The 25251-nt window shown below is 48.6% G+C and carries 17 protein-coding genes, 21 tRNA genes and 3 rRNA genes; 35 read left to right on the forward strand and 6 right to left on the reverse strand.

Annotation, left to right across the window (positions count from 1 at the left end; genetic code table 11):
* The 3 genes from ACUUJN_RS01785 to ACUUJN_RS01795 all read right to left on the reverse strand — a co-directional run bounded on the left by ACUUJN_RS01785 (position 1) and on the right by ACUUJN_RS01795 (position 2525).
* The gene (locus ACUUJN_RS01785; protein WP_053324455.1) at positions 1-924 is read right to left on the reverse strand and encodes an alpha/beta hydrolase; all 924 of its coding nucleotides are present in this window, start codon (positions 922-924) and stop codon (positions 1-3) included.
* Positions 909-1451, reverse strand: a complete 543-nt coding sequence (locus ACUUJN_RS01790) for a MarR family winged helix-turn-helix transcriptional regulator (protein WP_023986644.1) — start codon at positions 1449-1451, stop codon at positions 909-911. Before ACUUJN_RS01790 ends, ACUUJN_RS01785 begins: the two co-directional genes overlap by 16 nt.
* 111 nt (positions 1452-1562) lie before the next feature.
* The gene (locus ACUUJN_RS01795; RefSeq protein ID WP_341057083.1) at positions 1563-2525 is read right to left on the reverse strand and encodes an ATP-dependent DNA ligase; all 963 of its coding nucleotides are present in this window, start codon (positions 2523-2525) and stop codon (positions 1563-1565) included.
* A 315-nt stretch (positions 2526-2840) separates the two neighbouring features.
* On the opposite strand from ACUUJN_RS01795, the gene ACUUJN_RS01800 reads away from it, so the two are divergent.
* The 35 genes from ACUUJN_RS01800 to ACUUJN_RS01970 all read left to right on the forward strand — a co-directional run bounded on the left by ACUUJN_RS01800 (position 2841) and on the right by ACUUJN_RS01970 (position 22571).
* Positions 2841-3116 carry a GNAT family N-acetyltransferase gene (locus tag ACUUJN_RS01800; protein ID WP_013308402.1) on the forward strand — a complete coding sequence of 92 codons (276 nt, stop codon included), beginning with the start codon at positions 2841-2843 and terminating at the stop codon, positions 3114-3116.
* Positions 3117-3406: 290 nt separating this feature from the next.
* Positions 3407-3973: a DUF420 domain-containing protein gene (locus tag ACUUJN_RS01805; RefSeq protein WP_013308403.1), complete on the forward strand. Its 567-nt coding sequence runs from the start codon at positions 3407-3409 to the stop codon at positions 3971-3973.
* A 183-nt stretch (positions 3974-4156) separates the two neighbouring features.
* Positions 4157-5431: an ABC transporter substrate-binding protein gene (locus ACUUJN_RS01810; RefSeq protein WP_025721754.1), complete on the forward strand. Its 1275-nt coding sequence runs from the start codon at positions 4157-4159 to the stop codon at positions 5429-5431.
* A 63-nt stretch (positions 5432-5494) separates the two neighbouring features.
* Positions 5495-6376, forward strand: coding sequence for a carbohydrate ABC transporter permease (locus tag ACUUJN_RS01815; RefSeq protein ID WP_013308405.1), 882 nt, complete (start codon positions 5495-5497; stop codon positions 6374-6376).
* Positions 6376-7266, forward strand: coding sequence for a carbohydrate ABC transporter permease (locus tag ACUUJN_RS01820; RefSeq protein WP_023986649.1), 891 nt, complete (start codon positions 6376-6378; stop codon positions 7264-7266). The genes ACUUJN_RS01815 and ACUUJN_RS01820 overlap by 1 nt, the downstream gene beginning before the upstream one ends.
* Before the next feature lie 50 nt (positions 7267-7316).
* Positions 7317-9143 (forward strand): protein O-GlcNAcase, encoded by a 1827-nt coding sequence (locus ACUUJN_RS01825; RefSeq protein WP_484669205.1) that lies wholly within the window; start codon positions 7317-7319, stop codon positions 9141-9143.
* 100 nt (positions 9144-9243) lie between these two features.
* Entirely contained in the window at positions 9244-10782 is a 1539-nt protein-coding gene (locus ACUUJN_RS01830) for a DUF4127 family protein (protein WP_484669206.1), read from the forward strand.
* A gap of 5 nt (positions 10783-10787) precedes the next feature.
* Entirely contained in the window at positions 10788-11507 is a 720-nt protein-coding gene (locus ACUUJN_RS01835; RefSeq protein ID WP_484669207.1) for an N-acetylmannosamine-6-phosphate 2-epimerase, read from the forward strand.
* Entirely contained in the window at positions 11485-12324 is an 840-nt protein-coding gene (locus ACUUJN_RS01840; protein ID WP_053324461.1) for a MurR/RpiR family transcriptional regulator, read from the forward strand. The genes ACUUJN_RS01835 and ACUUJN_RS01840 overlap by 23 nt, the downstream gene beginning before the upstream one ends.
* Before the next feature lie 128 nt (positions 12325-12452).
* Positions 12453-13415, forward strand: a complete 963-nt coding sequence (locus ACUUJN_RS01845) for an ROK family protein (RefSeq protein WP_049828451.1) — start codon at positions 12453-12455, stop codon at positions 13413-13415.
* Positions 13416-13440: 25 nt separating this feature from the next.
* Positions 13441-15051, forward strand: coding sequence for an FAD-dependent oxidoreductase (locus ACUUJN_RS01850; RefSeq protein WP_484669208.1), 1611 nt, complete (start codon positions 13441-13443; stop codon positions 15049-15051).
* A gap of 393 nt (positions 15052-15444) precedes the next feature.
* Positions 15445-17000 (forward strand): 16S ribosomal RNA (locus ACUUJN_RS01855).
* 353 nt (positions 17001-17353) lie between these two features.
* Positions 17354-20279: ribosomal RNA gene (locus tag ACUUJN_RS01860) — 23S ribosomal RNA — on the forward strand.
* Positions 20280-20431: 152 nt separating this feature from the next.
* A 5S ribosomal RNA gene (gene rrf / locus ACUUJN_RS01865) occupies positions 20432-20548 on the forward strand.
* The 16S, 23S and 5S rRNA genes sit together here with 21 tRNA genes alongside, the layout of an rRNA operon.
* A 36-nt stretch (positions 20549-20584) precedes the next feature.
* A tRNA-Ile gene (locus ACUUJN_RS01870) sits at positions 20585-20661 on the forward strand.
* Between the two features lie 22 nt (positions 20662-20683).
* A tRNA-Ala gene (locus ACUUJN_RS01875) sits at positions 20684-20759 on the forward strand.
* A 4-nt stretch (positions 20760-20763) separates the two neighbouring features.
* Positions 20764-20839, forward strand: a tRNA-Asn gene (locus ACUUJN_RS01880).
* 34 nt (positions 20840-20873) lie between these two features.
* Positions 20874-20947 (forward strand) — tRNA-Met (locus ACUUJN_RS01885).
* 3 nt (positions 20948-20950) lie between these two features.
* Positions 20951-21042, forward strand: a tRNA-Ser gene (locus ACUUJN_RS01890).
* Between the two features lie 32 nt (positions 21043-21074).
* Positions 21075-21146, forward strand: a tRNA-Glu gene (locus ACUUJN_RS01895).
* Positions 21147-21152: 6 nt separating this feature from the next.
* A tRNA-Val gene (locus ACUUJN_RS01900) sits at positions 21153-21228 on the forward strand.
* 30 nt (positions 21229-21258) lie between these two features.
* Positions 21259-21332: transfer RNA gene (locus ACUUJN_RS01905), tRNA-Met, on the forward strand.
* A gap of 25 nt (positions 21333-21357) precedes the next feature.
* Positions 21358-21434, forward strand: a tRNA-Asp gene (locus ACUUJN_RS01910).
* Between the two features lie 66 nt (positions 21435-21500).
* Positions 21501-21573, forward strand: a tRNA-Phe gene (locus ACUUJN_RS01915).
* A 26-nt stretch (positions 21574-21599) separates the two neighbouring features.
* Positions 21600-21675: transfer RNA gene (locus ACUUJN_RS01920), tRNA-Thr, on the forward strand.
* A gap of 4 nt (positions 21676-21679) precedes the next feature.
* A tRNA-Tyr gene (locus ACUUJN_RS01925) sits at positions 21680-21765 on the forward strand.
* Positions 21766-21784: 19 nt separating this feature from the next.
* Positions 21785-21857 (forward strand) — tRNA-His (locus tag ACUUJN_RS01930).
* A gap of 17 nt (positions 21858-21874) precedes the next feature.
* Positions 21875-21949, forward strand: a tRNA-Gln gene (locus tag ACUUJN_RS01935).
* 4 nt (positions 21950-21953) lie between these two features.
* Positions 21954-22029: transfer RNA gene (locus ACUUJN_RS01940), tRNA-Lys, on the forward strand.
* Positions 22030-22043: 14 nt separating this feature from the next.
* Positions 22044-22130, forward strand: a tRNA-Leu gene (locus ACUUJN_RS01945).
* Between the two features lie 6 nt (positions 22131-22136).
* Positions 22137-22211: transfer RNA gene (locus ACUUJN_RS01950), tRNA-Gly, on the forward strand.
* Between the two features lie 10 nt (positions 22212-22221).
* A tRNA-Cys gene (locus ACUUJN_RS01955) sits at positions 22222-22292 on the forward strand.
* 26 nt (positions 22293-22318) lie between these two features.
* Positions 22319-22395: transfer RNA gene (locus ACUUJN_RS01960), tRNA-Arg, on the forward strand.
* 22 nt (positions 22396-22417) lie between these two features.
* Positions 22418-22491 (forward strand) — tRNA-Pro (locus tag ACUUJN_RS01965).
* Between the two features lie 9 nt (positions 22492-22500).
* A tRNA-Gly gene (locus tag ACUUJN_RS01970) sits at positions 22501-22571 on the forward strand.
* Positions 22572-22771: 200 nt separating this feature from the next.
* On the opposite strand, the gene ACUUJN_RS01975 is transcribed toward ACUUJN_RS01970, so the two are convergent.
* The 3 genes from ACUUJN_RS01975 to ACUUJN_RS01985 form a co-directional block, all read right to left on the reverse strand.
* Complete coding sequence (locus ACUUJN_RS01975) at positions 22772-23875, reverse strand: PAS domain-containing sensor histidine kinase (protein ID WP_484669209.1); 1104 nt, start codon at positions 23873-23875, stop codon at positions 22772-22774.
* Entirely contained in the window at positions 23868-24521 is a 654-nt protein-coding gene (locus ACUUJN_RS01980) for a response regulator (RefSeq protein WP_023986657.1), read from the reverse strand. The genes ACUUJN_RS01975 and ACUUJN_RS01980 overlap by 8 nt, the downstream gene beginning before the upstream one ends.
* Before the next feature lie 143 nt (positions 24522-24664).
* Complete coding sequence (locus tag ACUUJN_RS01985) at positions 24665-25114, reverse strand: GAF domain-containing protein (protein ID WP_484669210.1); 450 nt, start codon at positions 25112-25114, stop codon at positions 24665-24667.
* Positions 25115-25251 lie beyond the last annotated feature (137 nt).

The raw sequence follows: 25251 nt of genomic DNA on the forward strand, positions 1-25251 counted from the left end.
CTATTTCTTCAGTTCTGCCAGGACGTCTCCGATGCGGAATTCAAATGCCAATTTCAACTGATCGCTCATCAGGTGCCAGGCGTTTTCAGCTACAGCGAGATCGCCGCTATGGGTAAATGCATGTGCGGCACCCATGTATTTTTTATACGTCACGGGCACATCTGCTTCAATCAGCCGTTTGGCGTACAACTCGGCTTCGTCAGCCAAGGAGTCCAACTCCGCGGTTATGATCAGAGCAGGAGGGAGATTATGTAGTGATTCTGCAAAAAGGGGGGAAACTAACGGATTCCGCGCCTCATCTGGTGAGTGCAGATAACTTTCATTAAAGATTTTTGCTACTCGTGGCGGAATCGCTTTCTCGAATTGGGGCTTCAATTTGGGATCTGTAGCAATATCTAATGGTGGGTAATCCAGTACCTGATATATAATCGGAAATTCCTTGCGATCCCGGGCCATAAGACACAGCGCTGCCGCTAGATTACCACCTGCACTGTGTCCCCCGACCGCAATGCGTTGAGGATCTACGTTGAGCACATCAGGATGCTCGTACAACCATTGGGTCACATCATAGCTTTCCTGTAGCGGGATAGGGAATTTATGCTCCGGGGCCAAGCGATAATCGACATTAACGACAACGCAATTCGCACGTTCAGCAATGACCGGACACCAGGGATCATCCATTTCGGCGCTGCCCATTACAAAGCCGCTGCCATGGAAATTCACAAATACAGGGAGTGGATCAGCAGACCGGTGAGAAGGTTCATATACAATCACCCTGGAGTCACCAACAGAGGTGGGAATGATCCTTTCTTTCCGATGTACTTTGGGAGAATGCGAAGGTTTGAAATCGGACGCAGCTACCATTCTGCCAGCCGATATGCGGGCAAGTTTGACGAACAGTTTTTGTCTCAGTCTTCGCACCATTTTTCTCTCTCCTCTCTGGAGTCGGTTAGACGCGAACCTTTGACATCTTCAAACGCAGAACGTACGCGTGACAAATAGGTTTGGAACTGACAGATTTCCGACTCACTAAAGTCTGACATCAGACGTGAAGCCAGCCCTACGAAAAAGGGGTCCATCTGTTGAATTTTACTTCTTCCTTTATCGTTCAGGGACACGAACACTCCCCGCTTGTCATTGGGATCGTCATATTTATTAATGAATCCCTCTTGTTCGAGAGAAATAACCATAGAACTGATTGCTGCCCGGCTTACCCCCATCTTTTCAGCCAAAGCAGAAGGAGATGACATTTCATCTCTTTGCGCTGAAAGTACACAAAGCGCGATATATTGCCCGTAGGACAGACCAAATTCACGCGAACGTTTTTCCATGTTTTTACGTATTTCATACGTTATGGAAAATAAATCTACCAAAACACCAATCGGTTTATTGCCACCTGGAAAGAGATTATAGGCCAGTTGACGAATTTCGGAGTCCAAAAAAAAGAACATGCGATCCACCTCGATGTAGTTAATTAGTTAACTGTAATTTAATTAACCACTGGTTGCAATGATTTATACAAACTTTGTTCCGCATTTTTTTGAAAATATATCTGTAAAACGTCACATCCAGGGGCCGATACACTGATCGGGGCCCTGATTCACAAAGGCTTGTATGGAGGGCTGACGCAGGGTACGTCCTTCTTGCCACCGCCATTCACTATATTGAACCTTGGCGGTATACATGGGTTTCACCCAAAATGCGTCTTGATGCCGATCCGGTTTATTGCTAAAAGGTCGCTCCGATATGATATGTGGTAGCAGGCGCTCGGTAAGCTGACGCCAATCTTCCCGAGTCAGCTTACCCGTCCCCACATGCCCGATATAGCGCAGCATTCCTTGTTTATCATATTGGCCCAGCAACACAGCATTGATAATGCCTCCGTTTAGGGTATAGCCACCGATAACGGCAATGATATCGCCATAATTTTTGACCTTGAGCCAACGTCCGTCCTTTCCGCCCAATGTGTACGGACTATCCAGCTTTTTACACACAATGCCTTCCATTCCTTGGCTGCACATGACCTGAAATAGAGCTTGTCCATCAGGATGAGCGGGAGCTAGTTGAATCCGTTCATTCGGTATGATGATCTGATGCAGCAGTTCAAGCCTTTCCTGTAACGGTTTAAGATGAACCCACTCCCCGTTCAGATAAACAATATCAAACAACATGTAAGTAGCGGGTACAGCTTCATAGGCTGACTGAACTCGATCCGTCCGACGAATCAGATCCCGTCGCATAATTTCATGGAACGATGGCTTACCGTCGGCACCGAGTGCGATCATTTCCCCGTCCAATATGACCGAATCAGCCTTACAGTAGGAGGGGAAGAGAGCAAGCTCCGGGTATAAAAGCGTTCGTTCATGCTGCTTGCGGTTAAACAGGCGTGTGCTGCCCTGGTCGTGATACGTCAAAATTCTCGTACCGTCCCATTTTATTTCGTAACGCCAAAGGCCCGGATCTACAGGTACTTTTTCGCTCAGTTCCGGTTCAAACGGGATTACAGGTTTTAATTCCGTACGCAACGCAGCACCTCCCTTGCCTTAATTGGAATAAATATAGTGTCGACGATAGATCCTATTTTATGTATCGGGATTTTGAAAAATTCGATTCCAGTCGCTCCGAAGTGCAAGATATAGACGAACTAAACCATTTCGATCTATATCTTGTTCATTGGAAGTCGCTTATGGGATTTTTGCAAAATCCTCGTATGTGATGTTTCGCTGATTCCTAAATAGGGGAATGATAAGGATATCTAGCGTCGGCATGAAGTGATTGCAGTAATTCGTTAGCATGGAGTTGTAACGGGATTTTCTTCAGTCAGAAAGGAGATTGGTTTCATGAGACAAATTCGCGAGGAGGACCATGCAGTAGTCATGGTGGATGATGGACAGGTAGTTGCAGAAGTAGGCTATAAATCCATAGATGACCACTCATTGGTCATTGACCATACATTTGTATCCGAGCAGTTACGGGGTCAAAAAATCGGCAAGGAGCTCATCGACCGAGTGGTTGATATGGCAAGGAATCAGCATAAAAAGGTTATTCCTGCTTGCTCGTACGCGCTTGCTCTGTTCAAGCGCCATCAGGAATACAGTGACGTATGGCAACAATGAATATGGATCATCAAGGCTGCTTAATTGCATAACCGATACAACACCGGAGCGGGTAATCAGACCTTCCCGGTGTTTTTTTGTGTGTATAAAGCTTGTAAAATCAATGCATTCTACCGTTGATATAGGGAAGTAAAGGGCTATTTTCAAATGTTGAAGCATATTTTCTGACAGATGGCTGTGAAATTGTTCATACTGTTGTCACTTCACAGGCTGTCCATGAGTTCTATATAATATATTATGGTTATGACTACAACAGTAACGAAAACCTGAATTTAACGAAGGAGACGCTCATGATGAATAAAGCGAGTGAGGACAAGCAGTACGTTCCAACGAGCAATCGTAATTTTACAGCCTTGATTATCACCGTTTCCATTATAGCCAACGTGATTATTTTGCTGCTGTTCTTTTCGCCGATCGGATACCAGGGTAGTGTGAGTTTTGATCTCACTATTTTCCCAAGGCTGAATGCGATTTTTAACAGCTTCACGTTTATTTTTCTGGTGGCTGCACTGGTTGCTATTTTCAAAAAGAACATTAAGCTTCATAAAACCTTTGTTTTGCTGGCCTTCGCCAGTACCGTTTTATTTTTATTTTCCTATCTGACCTTTCACTACATTTCGCCGGAAACTGCAAAATATGGTGGGGTGGGTATCCTTCGGCCGATCTACTTTACGCTGTTGATTTCGCATAGCATACTGGCTGCGATTATTGTACCGCTGGCACTGTTCACGGTTGTATGGGGATGGACGATGCAGGTAGCAAAACATCGTAAGATTGCGCGCTGGACGATGCCAATTTGGCTATATGTGAGCTTGACTGGGGTACTGGTGTACGTTTTCATGGCCCCATACTATTAATAGATGTGAACCCTTTGCGGGTTGATTTAGGAAAATGGCGTCTCTGCTGAAGAGGCGTCTTTTTTGTATCCAATAAAAGAAAAATTATTCCTTCTAAATTTATTTTATTGAAAAAACGTTCCTTCTTTAGCGGTATTTCTGCTATAATTTGCCTTAATCAACTAAGAACAAGGGGGTCACCATGTGACAAAGAAAGCGAAAGGCAGGTTACGGTTGCTTGTATCTATGCTGGCGCTGGTTGTACTGCTGAGCAGCTGCGGTGGTGGAGGATCAAAGTCGGAAAAGGTTGACGGAGGGAAAGTAACACTGCAATTTTGGACCATTGCACTACAACCTACATTTACCCCGTATTTCAATCGGGTGATTGCCGATTATGAGCAGAAGAACCCCAATGTCAAAATTGACTGGAAGGATTACCCTTATGATGCAGTGACCAACAAGCTGTTGACAAGTATCGCTAGCAACAGCAGTCCGGATGTAGTCAATCTCAATACAGAATTTGCTAGCCAAATGGGCTCCAAGGGTGCTGTTGTTGATATGAATGAGCATTTGTCGCCCGAGGAAAAGGCTGCTTATTTCGAGGGTATTTATAATTCCACAGTCATTAACGGTAAAGCTTATGCGCTACCCTGGTATACCGGTACAGAAGTGCTTTACATGAATACAAAGCTGGTCAAAGCCGCCGGATTGGACCCTGCTCATCCGCCCAAAACCCGGGAGGAATTGTCTGAGTGGGGCCGTCAGATCAATAGAAAAATTGGCAAAGCAGGCTATGCTCAGCAACTTGTATCCAAGCTTTTCGCTGTGGACGGCATTCCCATTCTAAATAAAGAAAAGACAGCAGCGGCGTTCAATACACCAGAAGCAGTCACCATGATTGATAATCTAAAAAAACAGATGGAAGATGGCGTTGTACTCAAGGAAGACGCTGACTTCTCACAACAAGTGAAATATTATGCCGGCGAGCAGGTTGCTTTCGAGCTGGCAGGCCCAACGTTCATCAATTTTATCAAAACGGCAGCGCCGGATGTTTATAAGAACACAATTGCTGTTCCTGTCCCAACCGGTAAAGCTGATGTGCGGCTCTCCAACTCCATGGACCTGGTCGTACCTGCTAAGTCTGCACATGTGGACGAAGCAGTGAAATTTGCTGTTTTCTTGACAAACGCAGAGAGTCAAACAGCTTTTTCTAAAGCGGCGAATACACTACCTTCCACGAAAGACTCCATTAAAGATCCATATTTTACTCAGTCTGACAAATCATTAGAAGCACAAGCCAAGGTAGTATCCGCGCAAAGCTTGGATAAGGCGACAGATTATATGGTCGGTGTGCCTAATGCCAAAGATGTGAACAGTGCCATCGCGCGAGCTTTGCAAAATATTGTATTGAACGGCACGGATACGAAGCAGACGCTTACTGCCCTGGAGCAGGAAGTGAACGATATTTTAAAGCAATAGGTTTGACAGGGGAGTAAATGAATACTCCCCTGTTCATTTATCAAAATCAGGTGGTGATGCAGCATGATCAAATGGTTAAGGTCGGAGTCCTTTACGGCCTGGGCCTTTATGACGCCAGGACTGTTATTGCTTGCCGTCTTTGTATTTTGGCCTATTATTTACAGCATCCCGCTGGCATTGACAGACTACTCTGTCATATCAGATACCCATTTTGTCGGCTTGGATAATTTTGAAGCGGCGTTTAAGGACCGTAACTTTCTTATTTCAATTTGGAACTCATTGTTGTACGTGCTCATTGTCCCCTTTCTCCAAATTTTCTCCATCCTGATGGCTGTGCTTGTGAACAGCCGTATCCCGGGAATTAAAATATTTCGTACGTCCTACTACATCCCTGTTGTGACTTCGATGGTAGCTGTAGCCTTAATTTGGAGCTGGCTATTGGGCAATAACAGCGTAGTGAACTACTTGCTCATGCAGGTCGGCTTGATTAGCAAAGACATACACTGGTTATCGGACAGCAACTTGGCCTTGTATGTACTGATGTTCATCACAATGTGGAAGGGACTCGGGTATTATATGATGCTCTATCTGGCTGGATTACAAAATATTCCTCAAGATCTGTACGAAGCCGCTAGAGTCGACGGAGCAAGCCGATGGCGTCTGATTGTTCATATTACTCTTCCACTGTTAAGACCTTACGTTTTGTTCTGTACCCTTATATCACTCATGTCAGCTATTCGTGTATTTGATGAAGTATATGTACTAACCAAGGGTGGACCGGGAACGGCCACGTTGACATCCAGCTTGTATATTTTTCAAAAGGGCATGGAGCAGTTCAATTTTGGATATGCTTCTGCGCTTGGCTTAATTGTCGGTGCAATGATTGCCGTACTTAGTATTATCGTATTCCGATTCAATAGGAAAGGCGGTGTCAATCCCTATTGATGAATCTAAAGGATGACAAAATGCTACGCTCATCTCTTCCTAAAAAGGAAAGCAGCCGCATCATGCGCAGTCTTGCTCGAATGCTGAGAATGACGGTCATCTACGTGCTTCTAGTGCTACTCGCCCTCTTTTTAATGGGACCGTTCCTATGGCTGCTCAGCGTATCCCTCATGCCAGGTCGTAACATTTTTTCAACGCCGCCCGCTATTTTTCCGACCTTTATCGATTTCGACAACTATGTTCAGGTGTGGCAGTTCATGAATTTTCCAAAGTATATGCTGAATACGGTCATCATTACGGTGTTGGGCGTTGTGCTCAATGTGGTACTCGCCAGTCTGACGGGATATCCCTTGGCTGTATTTCGTTTTAAGGGTAAAAATCTGGTGTTTACGCTGCTGATTGCCACGATGATTATTCCTTCCTACACCGCATTTATTGTGCATTATCTGACCATTCAAGGGCTCCATCTGGGCAATACATATTTGGGTGTGGTGTTGCCCGGGGCAGTCTCCGTGTTCAACATTTTTCTAATGCGACAGACGTTTATTCATATCCCCACTGATGTGCGTGATTCCGGTAAAATGGACGGCGCTTCGGAGTTTCGAATTTGGTGGCAGCTGGTGCTTCCGCTGGTCAAGCCGGCGCTCGCTGTAATTTCTCTGTTGGAGGCGATGTCGTTCTGGAACAGCTTTCTGTGGCCTATCGTTATTTTAAATGATACGGAGCTATATCCGCTGGCAGCTGCGCTCACGTATCTCAACGGTCAATTTGCCTATAACTTCGGTTGGATTGCTGCAGGCACAATGATTTCGGTACTGCCGATCATTATATTGTTCCTGTTTACACAGCGCTACTATATGGAAGGTTTGGCTGGAGCGGTAAAAGGATAAGCCAGTAGTCATGGCTACGAAGAGCCTGTGAATGGAAGGAGATGATTGCGATGAAATTGTCCAAAGGAATGGGGCCTCATTCGGGTGTAGGGTTATCACCGCAGGAGATACAATATTATTTTCGTGATGTGTATGACAGCGGGGAAAGGCTGGTTATCTCCGAACCGCGTCTGGTCTGTGAACTGTCCTCTCGCTTTGCAATGAATCAGGAGTATGAAGGTGTGCTGGACCCCGAGGGACCGATCAAGCTTATTGTGCCTCCAGGACCGGGTGTACCGACTGAAACACGGGGAAGCGTGCAGTTGGTGCTCGAATATGACGGAACGCTTGCTGCAGACGGATATCGGTTGGACATTCAGAAGGACGGGCGGATTGAAGTCCATGCTTCCAATAAAAGAGGGCTCAAATACGGCATGGATGCCCTGCATCTCCTGCTTCAAGTGGAACAGGAGCGATGTACTCTGCCGGTGATGTCTATTCGGGATGAGCCTTCCTTCCCGGTCAGAGGAATTATTGAGGGCTTCTATGGGAAACCGTGGAGTTTCGCGGATCGGATGGATGCTGTCCGTTTTATGGCTGCGCATCGGATGAACACGTTCATGTATGCCCCCAAGGATGATCCATATCATCGTGAGCTATGGAGAGAGCCGTACCCTGAGGATACGTTTGACCAGATCCGCGAATTAAAGGAAGCCTGCGAACGGCATGAGATTGATTTTCATTACTGTATCAGTCCAGGGAACGACCTAAGCTTTGGCAGCGATGAAGATTTCCTTAAATTGACGGAAAAGCTAGCGGACGTGATTGCGATTGGCGTACGTCATTTTTCTGTATTAATGGATGATATTGATTATGTACTCAAAGGGGAAAATCGACATTTGCTGGGCCGCTCGGGTCACGCTCATGTCTTTTTGACGAACAAGGTTCACACATGGCTGGCTGAACGGCTGCCTGAGTTTACACTGACAGTCTGTCCTTCGGAATATTGGTCGTATTGGGATACCGAATACAAAAAGGACTTCCGCGAGCGGCTGCATCCGGAGATTAAGGTGTTCTGGACGGGGTACTTTGTTTTTGCCCCACAGATTAGTCGCGAGCACGCCGCCGATAATCATGCGTTCTTCGGACATGAGCTGTGGCTGTGGGATAACATCCCGGTGAATGATTGTGACCATGATCGGTTATTCCTTGATCCGCTGCGCGGACGGTATTCCGGGCTACCAGACTGTGGACATACCGGTATGGTGGCCAACCCGATGAATCAGTGGGAATGCTCCAAAGTAACGCTCATTACGATGTCCCACTATATGTGGAACAGTGAACGGTATATGCCTGAGCTATCTTGGCAATGGGCTGCGCGGGAGTTAGCGGGAGAGCGTGCGGATGAACTGATGTTTTTCTGTCGTCAAAACAGAAACAGCCGACTGGGCGGCAGCGCGTATGAGGACGTGGATCTTGCTTTGCAAATGCGCGATATCCCTGCGCTGGATATGTACTTTGAGCGGCTGCTTCAGACCGTGAGCGTCCTACGGAACGTGCCTGCTGATGATCCGGCGGCAGGGTTCGTGTCCCAGGCCGCACCGTGGCTGGAACGTGCCGAGCTGGACGCGGGCCTATGGCAGGTGTTGCGTCAAGCCGCGCTCAGCAGCGAGCGACAGGACGATGCACAGTCCGGGGAGAGCAGCACGCCGAGCGAAGTAGTTGACGGGCAAGATCCGTCGCCTCAGACGGACGAAATCGCAGGAGAACTGCGACGCGGTATCACTGCTTGCTTAGAAGCGGAGGCTCGGCTGGGTAGCAATCCGGCGATCCGTGCTGCCGCGCAGTGGGGTTATGTCGATCAGGACGAACAAGGCAAATATCGACTGATCTTGTGAGTGTTTGCGATGGATTATGAAACCAAGGCAGCATAGCTGCCCTGAAAATAATCATTTGCCGTTAGGATAACGGTAATTTTCAGGAGAGGTGGAACGTACGGTGAAGTCAAGCACCCGATTACTTTTTATACCGCTGGATGAGCGGCCCTGTAATTATCAATTTCCTTATTTACTGGCACAGGGTACAGACTTGGAAATGGAGCGACCCCCATTAGAATGGATGGGACAAAAGAAAACCCCTGGCGATACGACCAGACTATGGGCATGGCTTGAAGAACGCGCGGCTACTGCTGATGGAGCTATTGTTGCGATGGATACGTTGCTGTACGGAGGAATCGTACCTTCTCGACTACACGGTATGTCGAGCGAGCAGGTCAGAGATAGAGTGAATCGGCTTCGCAGGCTAAAGCAACTATATCCGCAACTGACTCTGTATGCATTTCAACTAATTATGCGTTGTCCGCAATACTCTTTGGCTGATGAAGAACCGGATTACTATGCCGATTGGGGTCGTGAGATATTCCGAAAGGGCTTCATTGAGCATCGTCAGGAGCTGGGGATCGCTACCGCAGAAGAGTTGCTCGAATTAGCTGATATAAACGAGCGTTTGCCAATGGAAATACTGGATGATTACCTGGGGCGTCGCCATGTGAATTTGGAGGCTAATGAAGTTGCACTGGATCTCGTAGCAGAAGGTATCATTGATTTTATGATCATCCCACAGGATGATTCGGCTCCCTACGGCTATACCGCCAAGGATCAGCAGCGGCTAAGAAGTCGTATTTCTGAGCTTGGCCTGGATTTGAATGTATACATGTACCCGGGGGCAGATGAAGTGGGTTGTACGTTGCTGGCTCGTTGGGTTAACAAGATGAATAATGTAGTCCCACTGGTGTATCCCCGATTGTCTGCTTTGCAGGGGGCATTCGTAGTTCCGCTTTTTGAAGATCGCTATTTTTACGAAACCTTAAAATATCAGATTATGGCGGCAGGTGGGCTGATAGCTTCCTCAGCAACAGAGGCTGATTTGATTTTGTTGGCTAACACACCCGGTGACACGATGGCAGAGGCTTCATCCCAGCAGCGTGCAATGACCGGATATGATGTACATCGGAATGTAGTAGAGCTGGTTGAGTACGGTTCTTATATGCTGCAATATGCAGGTCAAAATGTTGCAGTTGCTGATGTGGGCTACGCCAACGGCGCAGATCTCAAGCTACTTAGACTATTAAAGCAAAAAGGACTGCTTTTTAAGCTGGCAGGTTATGCAGGCTGGAATACCAGTTCTAACACGCTGGGCACCGTCATTGCTCAGTCCATGCTGTATACCCACTATGGCTCTACGGAGGAACATTTGGATTTTCTGTCGCTGCGCTACGCGGAGGATGCCTGTTATTGCGCTGTGGTACGTACGGCTATGAATAACGGGATTGTGGAGCAGATGGGTTTTACCAAGTTTATGCTCGATGGACCGAGAGGCTCGGTAGCTGCGGTTATTCGCGGACGGCTGGAGCAGGCACTCAATGAATATGTGAACGGGCCGGAAGGCCGCGTGGAAATTATAGATTGCTACATGCCGTGGAACCGCACCTTTGAAGTCGGATTAACCGTACGGCATCATGCCGAGAAGAGAGGGTGATTCCTATGGGAATGGAAGGTGTATTATCCAAAGTTCAGCACGGACTGATCGTATCCTGTCAGGCGCTACCAGGAGAACCGTTACATGGAGCAGATTCTATGGTCAAAATGGCGCATGCCGCACAGCAAGGTGGAGCTGTAGCGATTCGCGCCAATGGCGCATCGGATGTACGTGCGATTAAACAGGCGATTTCTCTACCAGTGATTGGCTTGATTAAGCGGGATTATGATGATTCTGATATTTACATTACGCCCACCCTTCGTGAAATGGAGGAACTGGTGGAGGCAGGGGTGGATATCATTGCGCTGGATGCCACATTACGACCGCGCCCAGCGGGATGTAAGCTGAAGAGGCTCCTAGATTATGCCCATGAGCAGGGAGTCACTTCCATGGCAGACATATCGACACTGGAGGAGGCGCTTCATGCGGCCTCCCTTGGCGCAGACTGCGTATCCACCACGTTATCTGGGTATACGCCGTACTCTACTCAGATTGAGGGTCCTGATCTGGAGCTGGTTCGGAGAGCGTCGGAACTGGTTCCTGTTCCTTTAATTGCAGAGGGCAAAATCTATGATCCAGCGCAGGTTGAGGAAGCATTCCGAATGGGAGCACATGCAGTGGTTGTAGGCTCGGCGATTACCAGACCCCAATTGATTACGCAGCGGTTTGCCGATGCCGCAAGGAAGGCAGTGAAATGCATCTATGGAGATGAACGACCGAATTAACACGTATTATCCTTCATTAACGAAATCGGAGCAGAAAGTCGCCTTATGCGTACTGGAGCATCCCGCAGATATCATATATTTCTCCGTGACGGAGCTGGCGGATTTTGCAGGTACAGGCGAAACGACGGTGATGCGCTTTTGTCGGAAAATTGGTTTCAAAGGTTATCAGGATTTCCGACTGTCCCTGGCACAAAACCAGACTTATCGTAAAACCGATATGGGCGAGGAGAACATCGACCCAGATGACGAACAAGATATTACGCGTACGGTGTATCACAACATGCTCGATATTTTGCACTCCAGTATGGGACTGCTGGACCATTCAGAGCTTGGTCGTGCGATTGCGTGTCTCGATCAAGCGGGCTATGTTCAATTTTTCGGCGTAGGCGCTTCGGGAATTTCCGCGCAGGATGCTAAAAATCGTTTCTTACGGATTGGGCGCCGCGCCGAGGCTGTGGCAGACGGACATATTCAGTCGATGATGGCGGTATCCATGAACCCGGGTGATGTCGCTATCGGCATCAGTGTATCAGGAAGTACGCTGGATACGAACGATATGCTGCACAAAGCCAAGCAAAACGGTGCAACTGTTATCGCAATTACGAATTATGCGAAATCACCCATTACCTCCATTGCTGATATCGTATTGCTGACCGCAGGCAAGGAAGCGCCGATAGAAGGTGGTTCAATCGGCGCTAAAATTTCACAGCTATTCGTGATTGACCTCATCTGCGAAGGGCTTGCTCGCAAGCACACGAGTCACACCAAACAGATGAAGGAAAAAACAGCGAGGGCCGTTATTGAACGAAGCTATTGAGATTTTTCAGTTGTGAATTGAAAACTGTGCGCTCTGACAGTTCAATGACTTGTGTTTGTGGTGCATATGAATGGCTATTCATGTATTGCTACTAATAGAAGGTTTGTACAAAGAGCTAGTAAGCTTTTATGTGGGGCAACAAGGAGGTTGGTGTGGTGGCAGCTGCTGTGAACAGAGTCATTGGAATCGACATTGGGGGCACATCGGTGAAGGCCGCCATAGTGGCACCGGACGGATCGGTGCTTGATGAAATCCGGCTGGATACGGACGCTTCCCGTGGACGTGAATGGGTGTTGTCGCGGGTGTCAGAATCTGTGCTCGGATTGTTGCGTTCTTTTGGAGATACCAGCATCGGTGCCCATATAGATGTAGGCGCTCTAGGCATTGCTACTGCTGGCCGAGTAAATGTGGAGAGCGGCGAAGTTGTGTATGCCACAGATAACCTACCTGGCTGGCAAGGTACATCCTTGGTAACGTGGGCTAGAGAAAAACTGGCTTTACGAGCGGTTGCTGATAATGATGCGAACGCCGCTTTACTTGGAGAAGCGTGGCAGGGAGCGGGGAAGGGCAAGCGACGCTTGGTGATGCTCACGTTGGGAACAGGTGTCGGAGGTGCATATATGGAAAATGGCCACTTGTGCAGAGGGACTCATTGGAGTGGCGGTGATTGGGGGCACAGTATTCTATTCCCGGGGGGACACCCCTGCAATTGTGGAAAAAAAGGGTGCGCCGAGCAATATGTATCGGGGAGCGCCCTGTTACGTCGAGGTAGGGAACACGTCGGTAAAATGTACCGCTCAGGGAACGAGATTGTGAAAGAGGCTGCTTACGGTAACCAGGAAGCAATCCAAGTGCTGGATGATTACACCGCAGATTTAGCTGTGCTTCTATCTAATATCTCGGTGCCTCTTGATCCTGAGGCGATCATTGTAGGCGGAGGAGTAGCGGACGCGGGAGAGGTCTGGTGGCCCATGCTGGAAAAGCATCTGCACCAACTTGGAGTTCAAACGGAAGTAAGTCGGGCATTGTTGGGCAATCGCGCTGGAATCATCGGCGCTGCACGGCTTGCATTCGAAATGACCGGGTCCTAGTACAAGAATGAAAGGGGAACGAACCATGACGCAAAAACGGCTTGATACCGACATTGTTGTGATTGGCGGGGGTCTGGGGGGGACATCGGCAGCTCTCGCGGCGGCGAAGGCTGGCATGAGAGTCATCGTGACAGAGGAGACGGACTGGTTAGGGGGGCAGTTAACTTCACAGGCGGTTCCCCCAGATGAGCATCGATGGATCGAACAATTTGGATGCACAGCAACATACCGTGAGTTCCGTAATCGTGTGCGTGACTATTACCGTCAGAACTATCCGTTAACCGAAGAAGCAAGGAATAATCCCATTCTCAACCCTGGGAACGGTTGGGTAAGCCGTCTGGCCCATGAACCACGGGTAGCGCTGCGGGTGCTTGAAGATATGCTCGCTCCCTATTTGAATACGGGGCGCGTTCATGTATACTATCACACCGTGCCTATTGCGGTTCAGACGGATGGGGACTGTATTACTTCTGTAACTGTCCGTACCTCGAATAGCTCTGATCATAAGTGTGGATTTAGAGTGCTGCACGGAACGTTTTATCTGGATGCGACAGAGTGTGGTGATCTCCTTCCAATGGCGGGCGTGGAGCATACGAGTGGAGCGGAGTCGCGGGCTGCTACGGGTGAACCTCATGCACTGGAGTGTGCTAACCCTTTTGATATGCAATCTATCACACATGTGGCTGCCGTAGACTATATTCCCCAGGAAAGCTTCATTATAGAGCGCCCGCAACAATATGATTTCTGGAGAAATTATATTCCTTCCTTTTCCCGTTTTCCGATTTTGAGCTGGTTTGCTACTGACGCGGATGATACCAGTAAACTAAAACAGTTCACATTGTTTCCTAACGATCAGGGCATTGTATCCTTATGGGATTATCGTCGTATTGTAGATCCCTCGATATGGAGCGAACCGCTAAATAATGGTGAGGTAACTCTTTTAAACTGGGCGCAAAATGATTATTACCTAGGGCCATTGATCGGTGTCACCGCTCAGGAGCAGGCAAAACATCGAGAAGGAGCGCGTGAGTTGACTCGTTCATTAATATATTGGCTTCAAACCGAAGCGCCCCGATTAGATGGAGGGTTCGGCTATCCGGGCATTCGACCACGGGGTGATATTCTCGGCACATCTGACGGTCTGGCTAAAACGGCTTATATTCGCGAGTCACGCCGAATTCAGGCCAAGTATATGATATCTGAGTTTGATGTAAGTCGTGAGCTTCGGGGGGAAGAGGGGCCAAAGCGATATACAGACAGTGTAGGTGTAGGTAGCTATCATTTGGATCTTCATCCAACTACGGTATCTCAGCGAACATTCTACATCCCTAACTATCCCTATGAAATTCCATTGGGCTCACTTATTCCGGTGAGAGTGCGCAATTTACTTCCTGCCTGCAAAAATATAGGGATGACCCAAGTAGCCAATGGCTGCTATCGATTGCATCCTACAGAATGGAATATAGGAGAATCAGCGGGAAGCCTAGCGGCTTACTGTGTCTCCAACGAAGTATATCCCATTGAAGTGAGCCGATCAGCAGAGCATCTTGGATGTTTTCAAAATGTTCTTCTTCGCCAAGGTGTGGAACTACACTGGCCTGCAGAGGTATTCGAGCCAGAGGGAGTCATCAGCTAATGAAGGGGCAACTAGCCCCTCGACTGATTTAAATGAGCTGAAAGATGAACGGATTTATTCTAAAATAAAAAAACAAAAAAAGTGCTTGCTAAGTTGCTTGGCTTTATGATATATTATTTGAGCTGACAACAAAACAGCAGTTTCAAAAGCGAAAAGCTTGGGTGAAACGATCTTCGAAAAAAAGAAAAAAATAACCCTTGCATTTTTGAAACGAACATGATATGATCTTATAGCTGCTGAAAAACGCGGCGAAAGAGAAATGTTTGATCTTTGAAAACTGAACAACGAGTGAGTAAAACGATTTTGTTCGCAAAATCAAACAAGAGATATTTTTATCTCGTCAGTTTCAAAATGAGCTTATCGCTCTTTCTATAAACCAACTTCGGTTGGTCTTTAATGGAGAGTTTGATCCTGGCTCAGGACGAACGCTGGCGGCGTGCCTAATACATGCAAGTCGAGCGGGGTTGTTTAGAAGCTTGCTTCTAAACAACCTAGCGGCGGACGGGTGAGTAACACGTAGGCAACCTGCCCACAAGACAGGGATAACTACCGGAAACGGTAGCTAATACCCGATACATCCTTTTCCTGCATGGGAGAAGGAGGAAAGACGGAGCAATCTGTCACTTGTGGATGGGCCTGCGGCGCATTAGCTAGTTGGTGGGGTAAAGGCCTACCAAGGCGACGATGCGTAGCCGACCTGAGAGGGTGATCGGCCACACTGGGACTGAGACACGGCCCAGACTCCTACGGGAGGCAGCAGTAGGGAATCTTCCGCAATGGGCGAAAGCCTGACGGAGCAACGCCGCGTGAGTGATGAAGGTTTTCGGATCGTAAAGCTCTGTTGCCAGGGAAGAACGTCTTGTAGAGTAACTGCTACAAGAGTGACGGTACCTGAGAAGAAAGCCCCGGCTAACTACGTGCCAGCAGCCGCGGTAATACGTAGGGGGCAAGCGTTGTCCGGAATTATTGGGCGTAAAGCGCGCGCAGGCGGCTCTTTAAGTCTGGTGTTTAATCCCGAGGCTCAACTTCGGGTCGCACTGGAAACTGGGGAGCTTGAGTGCAGAAGAGGAGAGTGGAATTCCACGTGTAGCGGTGAAATGCGTAGATATGTGGAGGAACACCAGTGGCGAAGGCGACTCTCTGGGCTGTAACTGACGCTGAGGCGCGAAAGCGTGGGGAGCAAACAGGATTAGATACCCTGGTAGTCCACGCCGTAAACGATGAATGCTAGGTGTTAGGGGTTTCGATACCCTTGGTGCCGAAGTTAACACATTAAGCATTCCGCCTGGGGAGTACGGTCGCAAGACTGAAACTCAAAGGAATTGACGGGGACCCGCACAAGCAGTGGAGTATGTGGTTTAATTCGAAGCAACGCGAAGAACCTTACCAGGTCTTGACATCCCTCTGACCGGTCTAGAGATAGACCTTTCCTTCGGGACAGAGGAGACAGGTGGTGCATGGTTGTCGTCAGCTCGTGTCGTGAGATGTTGGGTTAAGTCCCGCAACGAGCGCAACCCTTATGCTTAGTTGCCAGCAGGTCAAGCTGGGCACTCTAAGCAGACTGCCGGTGACAAACCGGAGGAAGGTGGGGATGACGTCAAATCATCATGCCCCTTATGACCTGGGCTACACACGTACTACAATGGCCGGTACAACGGGAAGCGAAATCGCGAGGTGGAGCCAATCCTAGAAAAGCCGGTCTCAGTTCGGATTGTAGGCTGCAACTCGCCTACATGAAGTCGGAATTGCTAGTAATCGCGGATCAGCATGCCGCGGTGAATACGTTCCCGGGTCTTGTACACACCGCCCGTCACACCACGAGAGTTTACAACACCCGAAGTCGGTGGGGTAACCCGCAAGGGAGCCAGCCGCCGAAGGTGGGGTAGATGATTGGGGTGAAGTCGTAACAAGGTAGCCGTATCGGAAGGTGCGGCTGGATCACCTCCTTTCTATGGAGAATCGTTTCCTGCAACGGAAACATTCAAATATGAAGCGTAAGCTTCAAAACTCAGGTTTAGGCCTGTTACTCACTCGTTGCTCAGTTTTGAGAGCTCAAACTCTCAAGCTTCGACGAATGTTTCATTCACACATGCGTGTGGAAGCGAAATATTCATCGGGTTTCGCTTCGAAGAAGCGAATTGCACCTTGAAAACTGGATACCGAAACGAAATTGCGTTTTAGAATATTCCTTTAAGCTGATCTTGTGTAAACAAGTGAAATAAAGGTAGCAGCCTTGAATTTCATTCACACGTAAGTGTTGAACCGAAATTCAAAGCGAATCGTATTTACCATGTAAATACTAGGTTAAGCTACAAAGAGCACACGGAGGATGCCTAGGCGCCAGGAGCCGACGAAGGACGTGGCGAACAACGATAAAGCCTCGGGGAGCTGTAAGCAAGCTTTGATCCGGGGATGTCCGAATGGGGAAACCCGGCTGTCTTCATCGACAGTCACTTTCTGCTGAATACATAGGCAGAATAGAGGCAGACCAGGGGAACTGAAACATCTAAGTACCCTGAGGAAGAGAAAACAATAGTGATTCCGTCAGTAGCGGCGAGCGAACGCGGATTAGCCCAAACCAAGGAGCTTGCTCCTTGGGGTTGTGGGACGTCTCACATGGAGTTACAAAGGAACCGGTTAGATGAAGAGGTCTGGAAAGGCCCGCCAGAGAAGGTAAAAGCCCTGTAGTTCAAAACTTGTTCTCTCCGAGACGGATCCCGAGTAGTGCGGGGCACGTGAAACCCCGTATGAATCCGGCAGGACCATCTGCCAAGGCTAAATACTCCCTGGCGACCGATAGTGAAGCAGTACCGTGAGGGAAAGGTGAAAAGCACCCCGGAAGGGGAGTGAAATAGATCCTGAAACCGTGTGCTTACAAGAAGTCAGAGCCCGATCTATGGGTGATGGCGTGCCTTTTGTAGAATGAACCGGCGAGTTACGTTCCCGTGCAAGGTTAAGGTGAAGAGCTGAAGCCGCAGCGAAAGCGAGTCTGAATAGGGCGACTTGAGTACGTGGACGTAGACCCGAAACCGGGTGATCTACCCCTGTCCAGGGTGAAGGTGCGGTAACACGCACTGGAGGCCCGAACCCACGCATGTTGAAAAATGCGGGGATGAGGTGGGGGTAGCGGAGAAATTCCAATCGAACCCGGAGATAGCTGGTTCTCCCCGAAATAGCTTTAGGGCTAGCCTCGGAAAAAAGAATCGTGGAGGTAGAGCACTGATTGGGTGCGGGGCCCGCAAGGGTTACCAAGCTCAGTCAAACTCCGAATGCCATAGATTTAGTTCCGGGAGTCAGACAGTGAGTGCTAAGATCCATTGTCGAAAGGGAAACAGCCCAGACCATCAGCTAAGGTCCCCAAGTGTGTGTTAAGTGGGAAAGGATGTGGAGTTGCACAGACAACCAGGATGTTGGCTTAGAAGCAGCCACCATTGAAAGAGTGCGTAATAGCTCACTGGTCGAGTGACTCTGCGCCGAAAATGTAACGGGGCTAAACACACCACCGAAGCTATGGCTTGATGCTTGCATCAGGGGTAGGGGAGCGTTGAATGCGGGTTGAAGGTGTACCGTAAGGAGCGCTGGACTGCATTCAAGTGAGAATGCCGGTATGAGTAACGAAAAGATCTGTGAGAATCAGATCCGCCGAAAGCCTAAGGGTTCCTGAGGAAGGTTCGTCCGCTCAGGGTAAGTCGGGACCTAAGGCGAGGCCGATAGGCGTAGTCGAAGGACAACAGGTCGAAATTCCTGTACCACCGTAATCCGTTATGAGCGATGGGGTGACGCAGTAGGGTAGTGACGCGGACTGATGGATGTCCGTCTAAGCAGTGAGGCTGGTGTGTAGGCAAATCCGCACATCGTAAGGCTGGGCTGTGATGGGGAGCGAAAATTGTAGTAGCGAAGGTCATGATCTCAGACTGCCAAGAAAAGCCTCTAGCCAGGAGAAGGTGCCCGTACCGCAAACCGACACAGGTAGGCGAGAAGAGAATTCTAAGGCGCGCGGAAGAACTCTCGTTAAGGAACTCGGCAAAATGACCCCGTAACTTCGGGAGAAGGGGTGCCTCGGTAGGGTGAATAGCCCGAGGGGGCCGCAGTGAAAAGGCCCAAGCGACTGTTTAGCAAAAACACAGGTCTGTGCGAAGCCGCAAGGCGAAGTATACGGGCTGACGCCTGCCCGGTGCTGGAAGGTTAAGGGGAGTGGTAAGCCTTCGGGCGAAGCTATGAACCGAAGCCCCAGTAAACGGCGGCCGTAACTATAACGGTCCTAAGGTAGCGAAATTCCTTGTCAGGTAAATTCTGACCCGCACGAATGGCGTAACGACTTGGGCGCTGTCTCAACGAGAGATCCGGTGAAATTTTAATACCTGTGAAGATGCAGGTTACCCGCGACAAGACGGAAAGACCCCATGGAGCTTTACTGCAGCTTGATATTGAATTTGGGTACGATCTGTACAGGATAGGTGGGAGCCGTAGAACTTTGAGCGCCAGCTTGAGAGGAGGCATCCTTGGGATACCACCCTGATCGTATCTAGGTTCTAACTTGGTACCGTAATCCGGTGCGAGGACAGTGTCAGGTGGGCAGTTTGACTGGGGCGGTCGCCTCCTAAAGAGTAACGGAGGCGCCCCAAGGTTCCCTCAGAATGGTTGGAAATCATTCGAAGAGTGCAAAGGCAGAAGGGAGCTTGACTGCGAGACCTACAAGTCGAGCAGGGACGAAAGTCGGGCTTAGTGATCCGGTGGTACCGCATGGAAGGGCCATCGCTCAACGGATAAAAGCTACCCTGGGGATAACAGGCTTATCTCCCCCAAGAGTCCACATCGACGGGGAGGTTTGGCACCTCGATGTCGGCTCATCGCATCCTGGGGCTGAAGTAGGTCCCAAGGGTTGGGCTGTTCGCCCATTAAAGCGGTACGCGAGCTGGGTTCAGAACGTCGTGAGACAGTTCGGTCCCTATCTGTCGTGGGCGTAGGAAATTTGAGAGGAGCTGTCCTTAGTACGAGAGGACCGGGATGGACGTACCGCTGGTGTACCAGTTGTTCCGCCAGGAGCACCGCTGGGTAGCTATGTACGGAAGGGATAAGCGCTGAAAGCATCTAAGCGTGAAGCCCCCCTCAAGATGAGATTTCCCAGTATGTAAGACCCCTTGAAGACGACGAGGTAGATAGGTTGGGGGTGGAAGTGCAGTAATGCATGGAGCTGACCAATACTAATCGGTCGAGGGCTTATCCTAAGAATAAAACGCAAATGAGTTTCGGATCCAGTTTTCAGGGTGTAACCTTGAAAGTATGTACAAGTGACATATGATAAGCGCATGGCTATTCATTCACACGATAAGTGATGAACCGAATAACCATACGGAAGAATTTACGATGTAAATTCATGTTTGGTGGCGATAGCGGAGGGGTTCCACACGTTCCCATCCCGAACACGACCGTTAAGCCCTCCAGCGCCGATGGTACTTGGACCGCAGGGTCCTGGGAGAGTAGGACGTCGCCAAGCGATATCCTTTAAAGGATGATGAAGTTTTACATGTTAGGGCCTTTAGCTCAGCTGGTTAGAGCGCACCCCTGATAAGGGTGAGGTCGGTGGTTCGAGTCCACTAAGGCCCACCACTTCTAGAATAACAAAAAGATTGGGGCCATAGCTCAGCTGGGAGAGCGCCTGCCTTGCACGCAGGAGGTCAGCGGTTCGATCCCGCTTGGCTCCACCAATATTCCCTGATAGCTCAGTTGGTAGAGCACTCGACTGTTAATCGAGTTGTCACAGGTTCGAGTCCTGTTCGGGGAGCCATGTTTTGAATATTTCTGACTTTTATATATAAGGTGGCGGCGTAGCTCAGCTGGCTAGAGCGTACGGTTCATACCCGTGAGGTCGGGGGTTCGATCCCCTCTGCCGCTACTCGGAGAGATACCCAAGTGGCTATAAGGGGACCCTCTGCTAAGGGGTTAGACTGCGAAAGTGGTGCGAGGGTTCGAATCCCTCTCTCTCCGCCATAAATTTATTGGAATCAGAACTTATTTTGTAAGGCCCGTTGGTCAAGGGGTTAAGACACCTCCCTTTCACGGAGGTAACAGGGGTTCGAATCCCCTACGGGTCATAATATGGAGGCTTAGCTCAGCTGGGAGAGCATCTGCCTTACAAGCAGAGGGTCGGGGGTTCGAGCCCCTCAGCCTCCACCATAAGAAAATTTGATAAATCCCTTTTAATGTCGCGGGGTGGAGCAGTTCGGTAGCTCGTCGGGCTCATAACCCGAAGGTCGTAGGTTCAAATCCTGCCCCCGCAATTAATTTCCTATTGGAAATGCCTCTGGAACTGTGGTGTAGAGGCCTAACATGCCTGCCTGTCACGCAGGAGATCGCGGGTTCGAATCCCGTCAGTTCCGCCATTTTAATCTCATATATAGTTGACATATATAGTGTGGATTATATGGTGTAGTAATAAAACAAAATATGGCTCGGTAGCTCAGTCGGTAGAGCAGAGGACTGAAAATCCTCGTGTCGGCGGTTCGATTCCGTCCCGAGCCACCTTTCAAGTGGGAAATGAGTAATGTGCCGGTGTAGCTCAACTGGTAGAGCAACTGACTTGTAATCAGTAGGTTGGGGGTTCAAGTCCTCTCGCCGGCACCATTTTGGAGGATTAGCGAAGTGGCCAAACGCATCAGACTGTAAATCTGCTCCCTTACGGGTTCGGTGGTTCGAATCCATCATCCTCCACCAGTCTTTTCATAATCATATGGCGGTCGTGGCGAAGTGGTTAACGCACCGGACTGTGACTCCGGCATTCGTGGGTTCAAGCCCCATCGGCCGCCCTTTATTCTTAATTTATTGGGGATTAGCCAAGCGGTAAGGCAACGGACTTTGACTCCGTCATGCATAGGTTCAAATCCTATATCCCCAGCCATTAAGAGCCATTAGCTCAGTTGGTAGAGCACCTGACTTTTAATCAGGGTGTCGAAGGTTCGAGTCCTTCATGGCTCACCATTTTTAATTATTTTGCGGTCGTGGCGGAATTGGCAGACGCGCACGGTTCAGGTCCGTGTGGGCTAACCCCCGTGGAGGTTCGAGTCCTCTCGACCGCACCATATTTTGCGGACGTGGCTCAGCGGTAGAGCATCGCCTTGCCAAGGCGAGGGTCGCGGGTTCGATTCCCGTCGTCCGCTCCATTATCCATACGGCGCCATAGCCAAGTGGTAAGGCAAAGCTCTGCAAAAGCTTCATCCCCAGTTCAAATCTGGGTGGCGCCTTGACTGCTCATTATGGATTTAAATATGCGCCCTTAGCTCAGCTGGATAGAGCGTTTGACTACGAATCAAAAGGCCGGGAGTTCGAATCTCTCAGGGCGCGCCATTTCTTAAAAAAAGTATAATGTCGGGATGTAGCTCAGCTTGGTAGAGCACCTGGTTTGGGACCAGGGGGTCGCATGTTCAAATCGTGTCATCCCGATACTGATTTGCGGGTGTAGTTCAATGGTAGAACTCCAGCCTTCCAAGCTGGTAGCGTGGGTTCGATTCCCATCACCCGCTTTTTGCTATAGCGGATTCTTGTTGCCTCAGTGGTGACACCTTATAAATAAAGAGAGCCTGTCTGGGGACAGAGCTCTCTCTTTTTTTGTATTTATCTTCATGTACCCACAATGTGTTGATTATTCATAATCTCGGTATCGGTGTATATCGTTCTGATCATACAACTGGTATACACCGATAACCGATCTAGTGGACAGTTTTTACACGGGAATGGTCAGCTGGATGGAGGTTCCCTCATCTGGAGCAGAGGTCATGCTCATAAATCCCCCTACCCCTCTAGCTCGTTCTTCCATACTGAACAATCCAACTCCCTCTCCTTGGGACTTTCCAGAGAATCCAATGCCCTCATCCCGAATGGTCACTTGTATCATTTCATCTTGATCCTCAACGTCGACATATGCCTCCGCTACATCTGCGTATTTGGCTACATTCGTTAATGCCTCCTGTACAATCCGATAAATTGCTATTTCCTTGCGAATATCAAGGCGTTTACGTAGAGTGCATTGAAAATGCACCTCAATCCCGTAATGAGAACAGAAGTTTTCAATATAGGTTCTTATAGCTGGGACGACACCCAAATCATCCAGAACTGAGGGACGAAGTTCCCACGCTAGACCACGAATATCTTTGATGATGTCGGTCACCTGCGAACGAAGACTCTCCAGAGCAGCACTAGGTTGTTCGGCAAGTTGGCTATCTAACTGAATAATAAGTGAAAACAAGCTTTGTCCTATCCCATCATGTAGCTCTCTTGAAAAGCGTTTACGTTCTTCTTCCTGTATTTGCATGACTTGCGTCATCATAGACTGGAGTTCCGCTTCTACTTTCTTCAGTTTAGTGACCTCATTGCGGATCGCTAAGTACTGATAGGGTTTACCTTCCTCGTCCATAAACGGAACGATCGTAGTATTCACCCAGTAGTAGCTGTTATCTTTAGCACGATTACGTATTTCTCCTTGCCATACCTCACCTGAACGGATTGTAGTCCACAGGTTTTTCATGAAGGCAGGGGTATGATAGCCTGAATTAATGAGACGATGATCCTGACCGATCAGCTCTTCACGACTGTATTGCGAAATCTCACAAAACTTGTCGTTCACGTACTGAATAATACCTCGATGATCGGTCAAAGCAACAATGGAAGACGTATCTAGAGCAAATTTTAGATTGGATAGTTGGTGGAGTGAGTTACGTAGTGCATGGAGAAAAGGGGACTCTGGTATATAAATTTCTAGATCATTCAGCAATGTATCGGTTGATTCACCAAAGGCATGCTGCAGTAAAGGATTAGAAGGTTCATTCATAATGGAGCAGCCCCTTTTTTAGTGCGAATTTGACTAGCTCAGGTCGTGTTTTCAAGTTAAGCTTCTCCATAAGGTTACTTTTATGGGACTCTACGGTTTTGACGCTAATCACTAGGTGCTCGGCAATTTCCTTGTTGGCATATCCTTTGGCTACCCACGATAGAATCTCCTTTTCCCGCTCAGATAGGGATTCATAGGGTCCGGCTATGCCTTCCTGTTTGATTTTGTCCAGATATTCACTCATCAGTCGTTTGGTTGCATTCGGGTACAAATAGGCACTACCCTCGGCTACAGACTGGATGGCAGCGAGCAACTCCTCGTGAGGTGCGCTTTTTAAAATATATCCGGATGCTCCAGCCTGAATGGCCCGGAACAGATATTCTTCATCATCATGCATTGTTAAAATAAGGACTTCTGTGTCGGGCAACTTTTTTTTTAATTCAGTGGTTGCCGTGAGACCATCTTTGCCAGGTGGCATGCTAAAATCCATGAGCACGACATTAGGTTGTAGCTCCACTGCCTTGTGGATTGCCTCATCCCCGTCTGCTGCATCTCCTACTACCTTGATACCGTTTTTGCCGTCCAATAGGGCCATGAGGCCAGAACGTACGACAACGTGATCATCCACTACTAGTATACGAATCAATTTGTCATCCCCTCGAACGGTAAAAAAACCGTGCGTTTTGTCATAATCATAGCAAATTTTAGGGATTTCAATCAACAAAGATAGTTAGGGACAGTCATATCAAATATTTTATGAGTTTCATTATCTACAGAAACATTGTTGATCTATGGAGTAAGAGGGTAAGCACATAGTTGGCTAAGGCGTTGAGCGACTTGAGTGGCCTCGGCTACATCAGACTCTGTGAACATCCTCACATCACGATTACCAAGAAGCAGCACACCGTTGGGCAGATCCCCTGTGCTGGAAAAGGGAATAGCAACAGCAGAGTGAAGCTGCTCGGCCAGCATTAGTGCACATTCCTGACGCAAACGTATACTACCTGATAGCAAAGCACTTACAGTCACGGTACGTCCCAAGCGAACAGCCATCCCGGCAATACCATGGCCAATCTTAAAAGAAATAAGACGATAGCGATTGCTTCGGCTACCGGAGGCGTAATACCAATGCAACTTACCACCCGACTTGGACATAAATGCAAGGGCAGTGAGATCACCATAAATAGTATCTCTCAACTGATTCAGTTCTTTTTGCATTTCATCCGTTATTTGTAGCATAGAAGACACATCCTTTTTCATAACCAAACTATATCTCTAATTCATTGTAGTTCCGACAGTTACAAAAGTAGATCAGGGAACCCCCTGATCTATAGGCGCAGGAAACACTGACTTTTCATCTGGTCGGGTAAGGAGTA

It is taken from the genome of Paenibacillus sp. LRG-1 (genome assembly GCF_057220305.1).

What these genes read in the sequence shown, in the direction of transcription:
- ACUUJN_RS01845 (WP_049828451.1), top strand. Translation starts at nt 12,453, where the DNA reads ATGTGGGGCAACAAGGAGGTTGGTGTGGTGGCAGCTGCTGTGAACAGA.
- ACUUJN_RS01840 (WP_053324461.1), top strand. Translation starts at nt 11,485, where the DNA reads ATGGAGATGAACGACCGAATTAACACGTATTATCCTTCATTAACGAAA.
- ACUUJN_RS01790 (WP_023986644.1), bottom strand. Translation starts at nt 1,451, where the DNA reads ATGTTCTTTTTTTTGGACTCCGAAATTCGTCAACTGGCCTATAATCTC.
- ACUUJN_RS01815 (WP_013308405.1), top strand. Translation starts at nt 5,495, where the DNA reads ATGATCAAATGGTTAAGGTCGGAGTCCTTTACGGCCTGGGCCTTTATG.
- ACUUJN_RS01825 (WP_484669205.1), top strand. Translation starts at nt 7,317, where the DNA reads ATGAAATTGTCCAAAGGAATGGGGCCTCATTCGGGTGTAGGGTTATCA.
- ACUUJN_RS01835 (WP_484669207.1), top strand. Translation starts at nt 10,788, where the DNA reads ATGGGAATGGAAGGTGTATTATCCAAAGTTCAGCACGGACTGATCGTA.
- ACUUJN_RS01820 (WP_023986649.1), top strand. Translation starts at nt 6,376, where the DNA reads ATGAATCTAAAGGATGACAAAATGCTACGCTCATCTCTTCCTAAAAAG.
- ACUUJN_RS01985 (WP_484669210.1), bottom strand. Translation starts at nt 25,114, where the DNA reads ATGCTACAAATAACGGATGAAATGCAAAAAGAACTGAATCAGTTGAGA.
- ACUUJN_RS01785 (WP_053324455.1), bottom strand. Translation starts at nt 924, where the DNA reads ATGGTGCGAAGACTGAGACAAAAACTGTTCGTCAAACTTGCCCGCATA.
- ACUUJN_RS01850 (WP_484669208.1), top strand. Translation starts at nt 13,441, where the DNA reads ATGACGCAAAAACGGCTTGATACCGACATTGTTGTGATTGGCGGGGGT.
- ACUUJN_RS01805 (WP_013308403.1), top strand. Translation starts at nt 3,407, where the DNA reads ATGATGAATAAAGCGAGTGAGGACAAGCAGTACGTTCCAACGAGCAAT.
- ACUUJN_RS01975 (WP_484669209.1), bottom strand. Translation starts at nt 23,875, where the DNA reads ATGAATGAACCTTCTAATCCTTTACTGCAGCATGCCTTTGGTGAATCA.
- ACUUJN_RS01800 (WP_013308402.1), top strand. Translation starts at nt 2,841, where the DNA reads ATGAGACAAATTCGCGAGGAGGACCATGCAGTAGTCATGGTGGATGAT.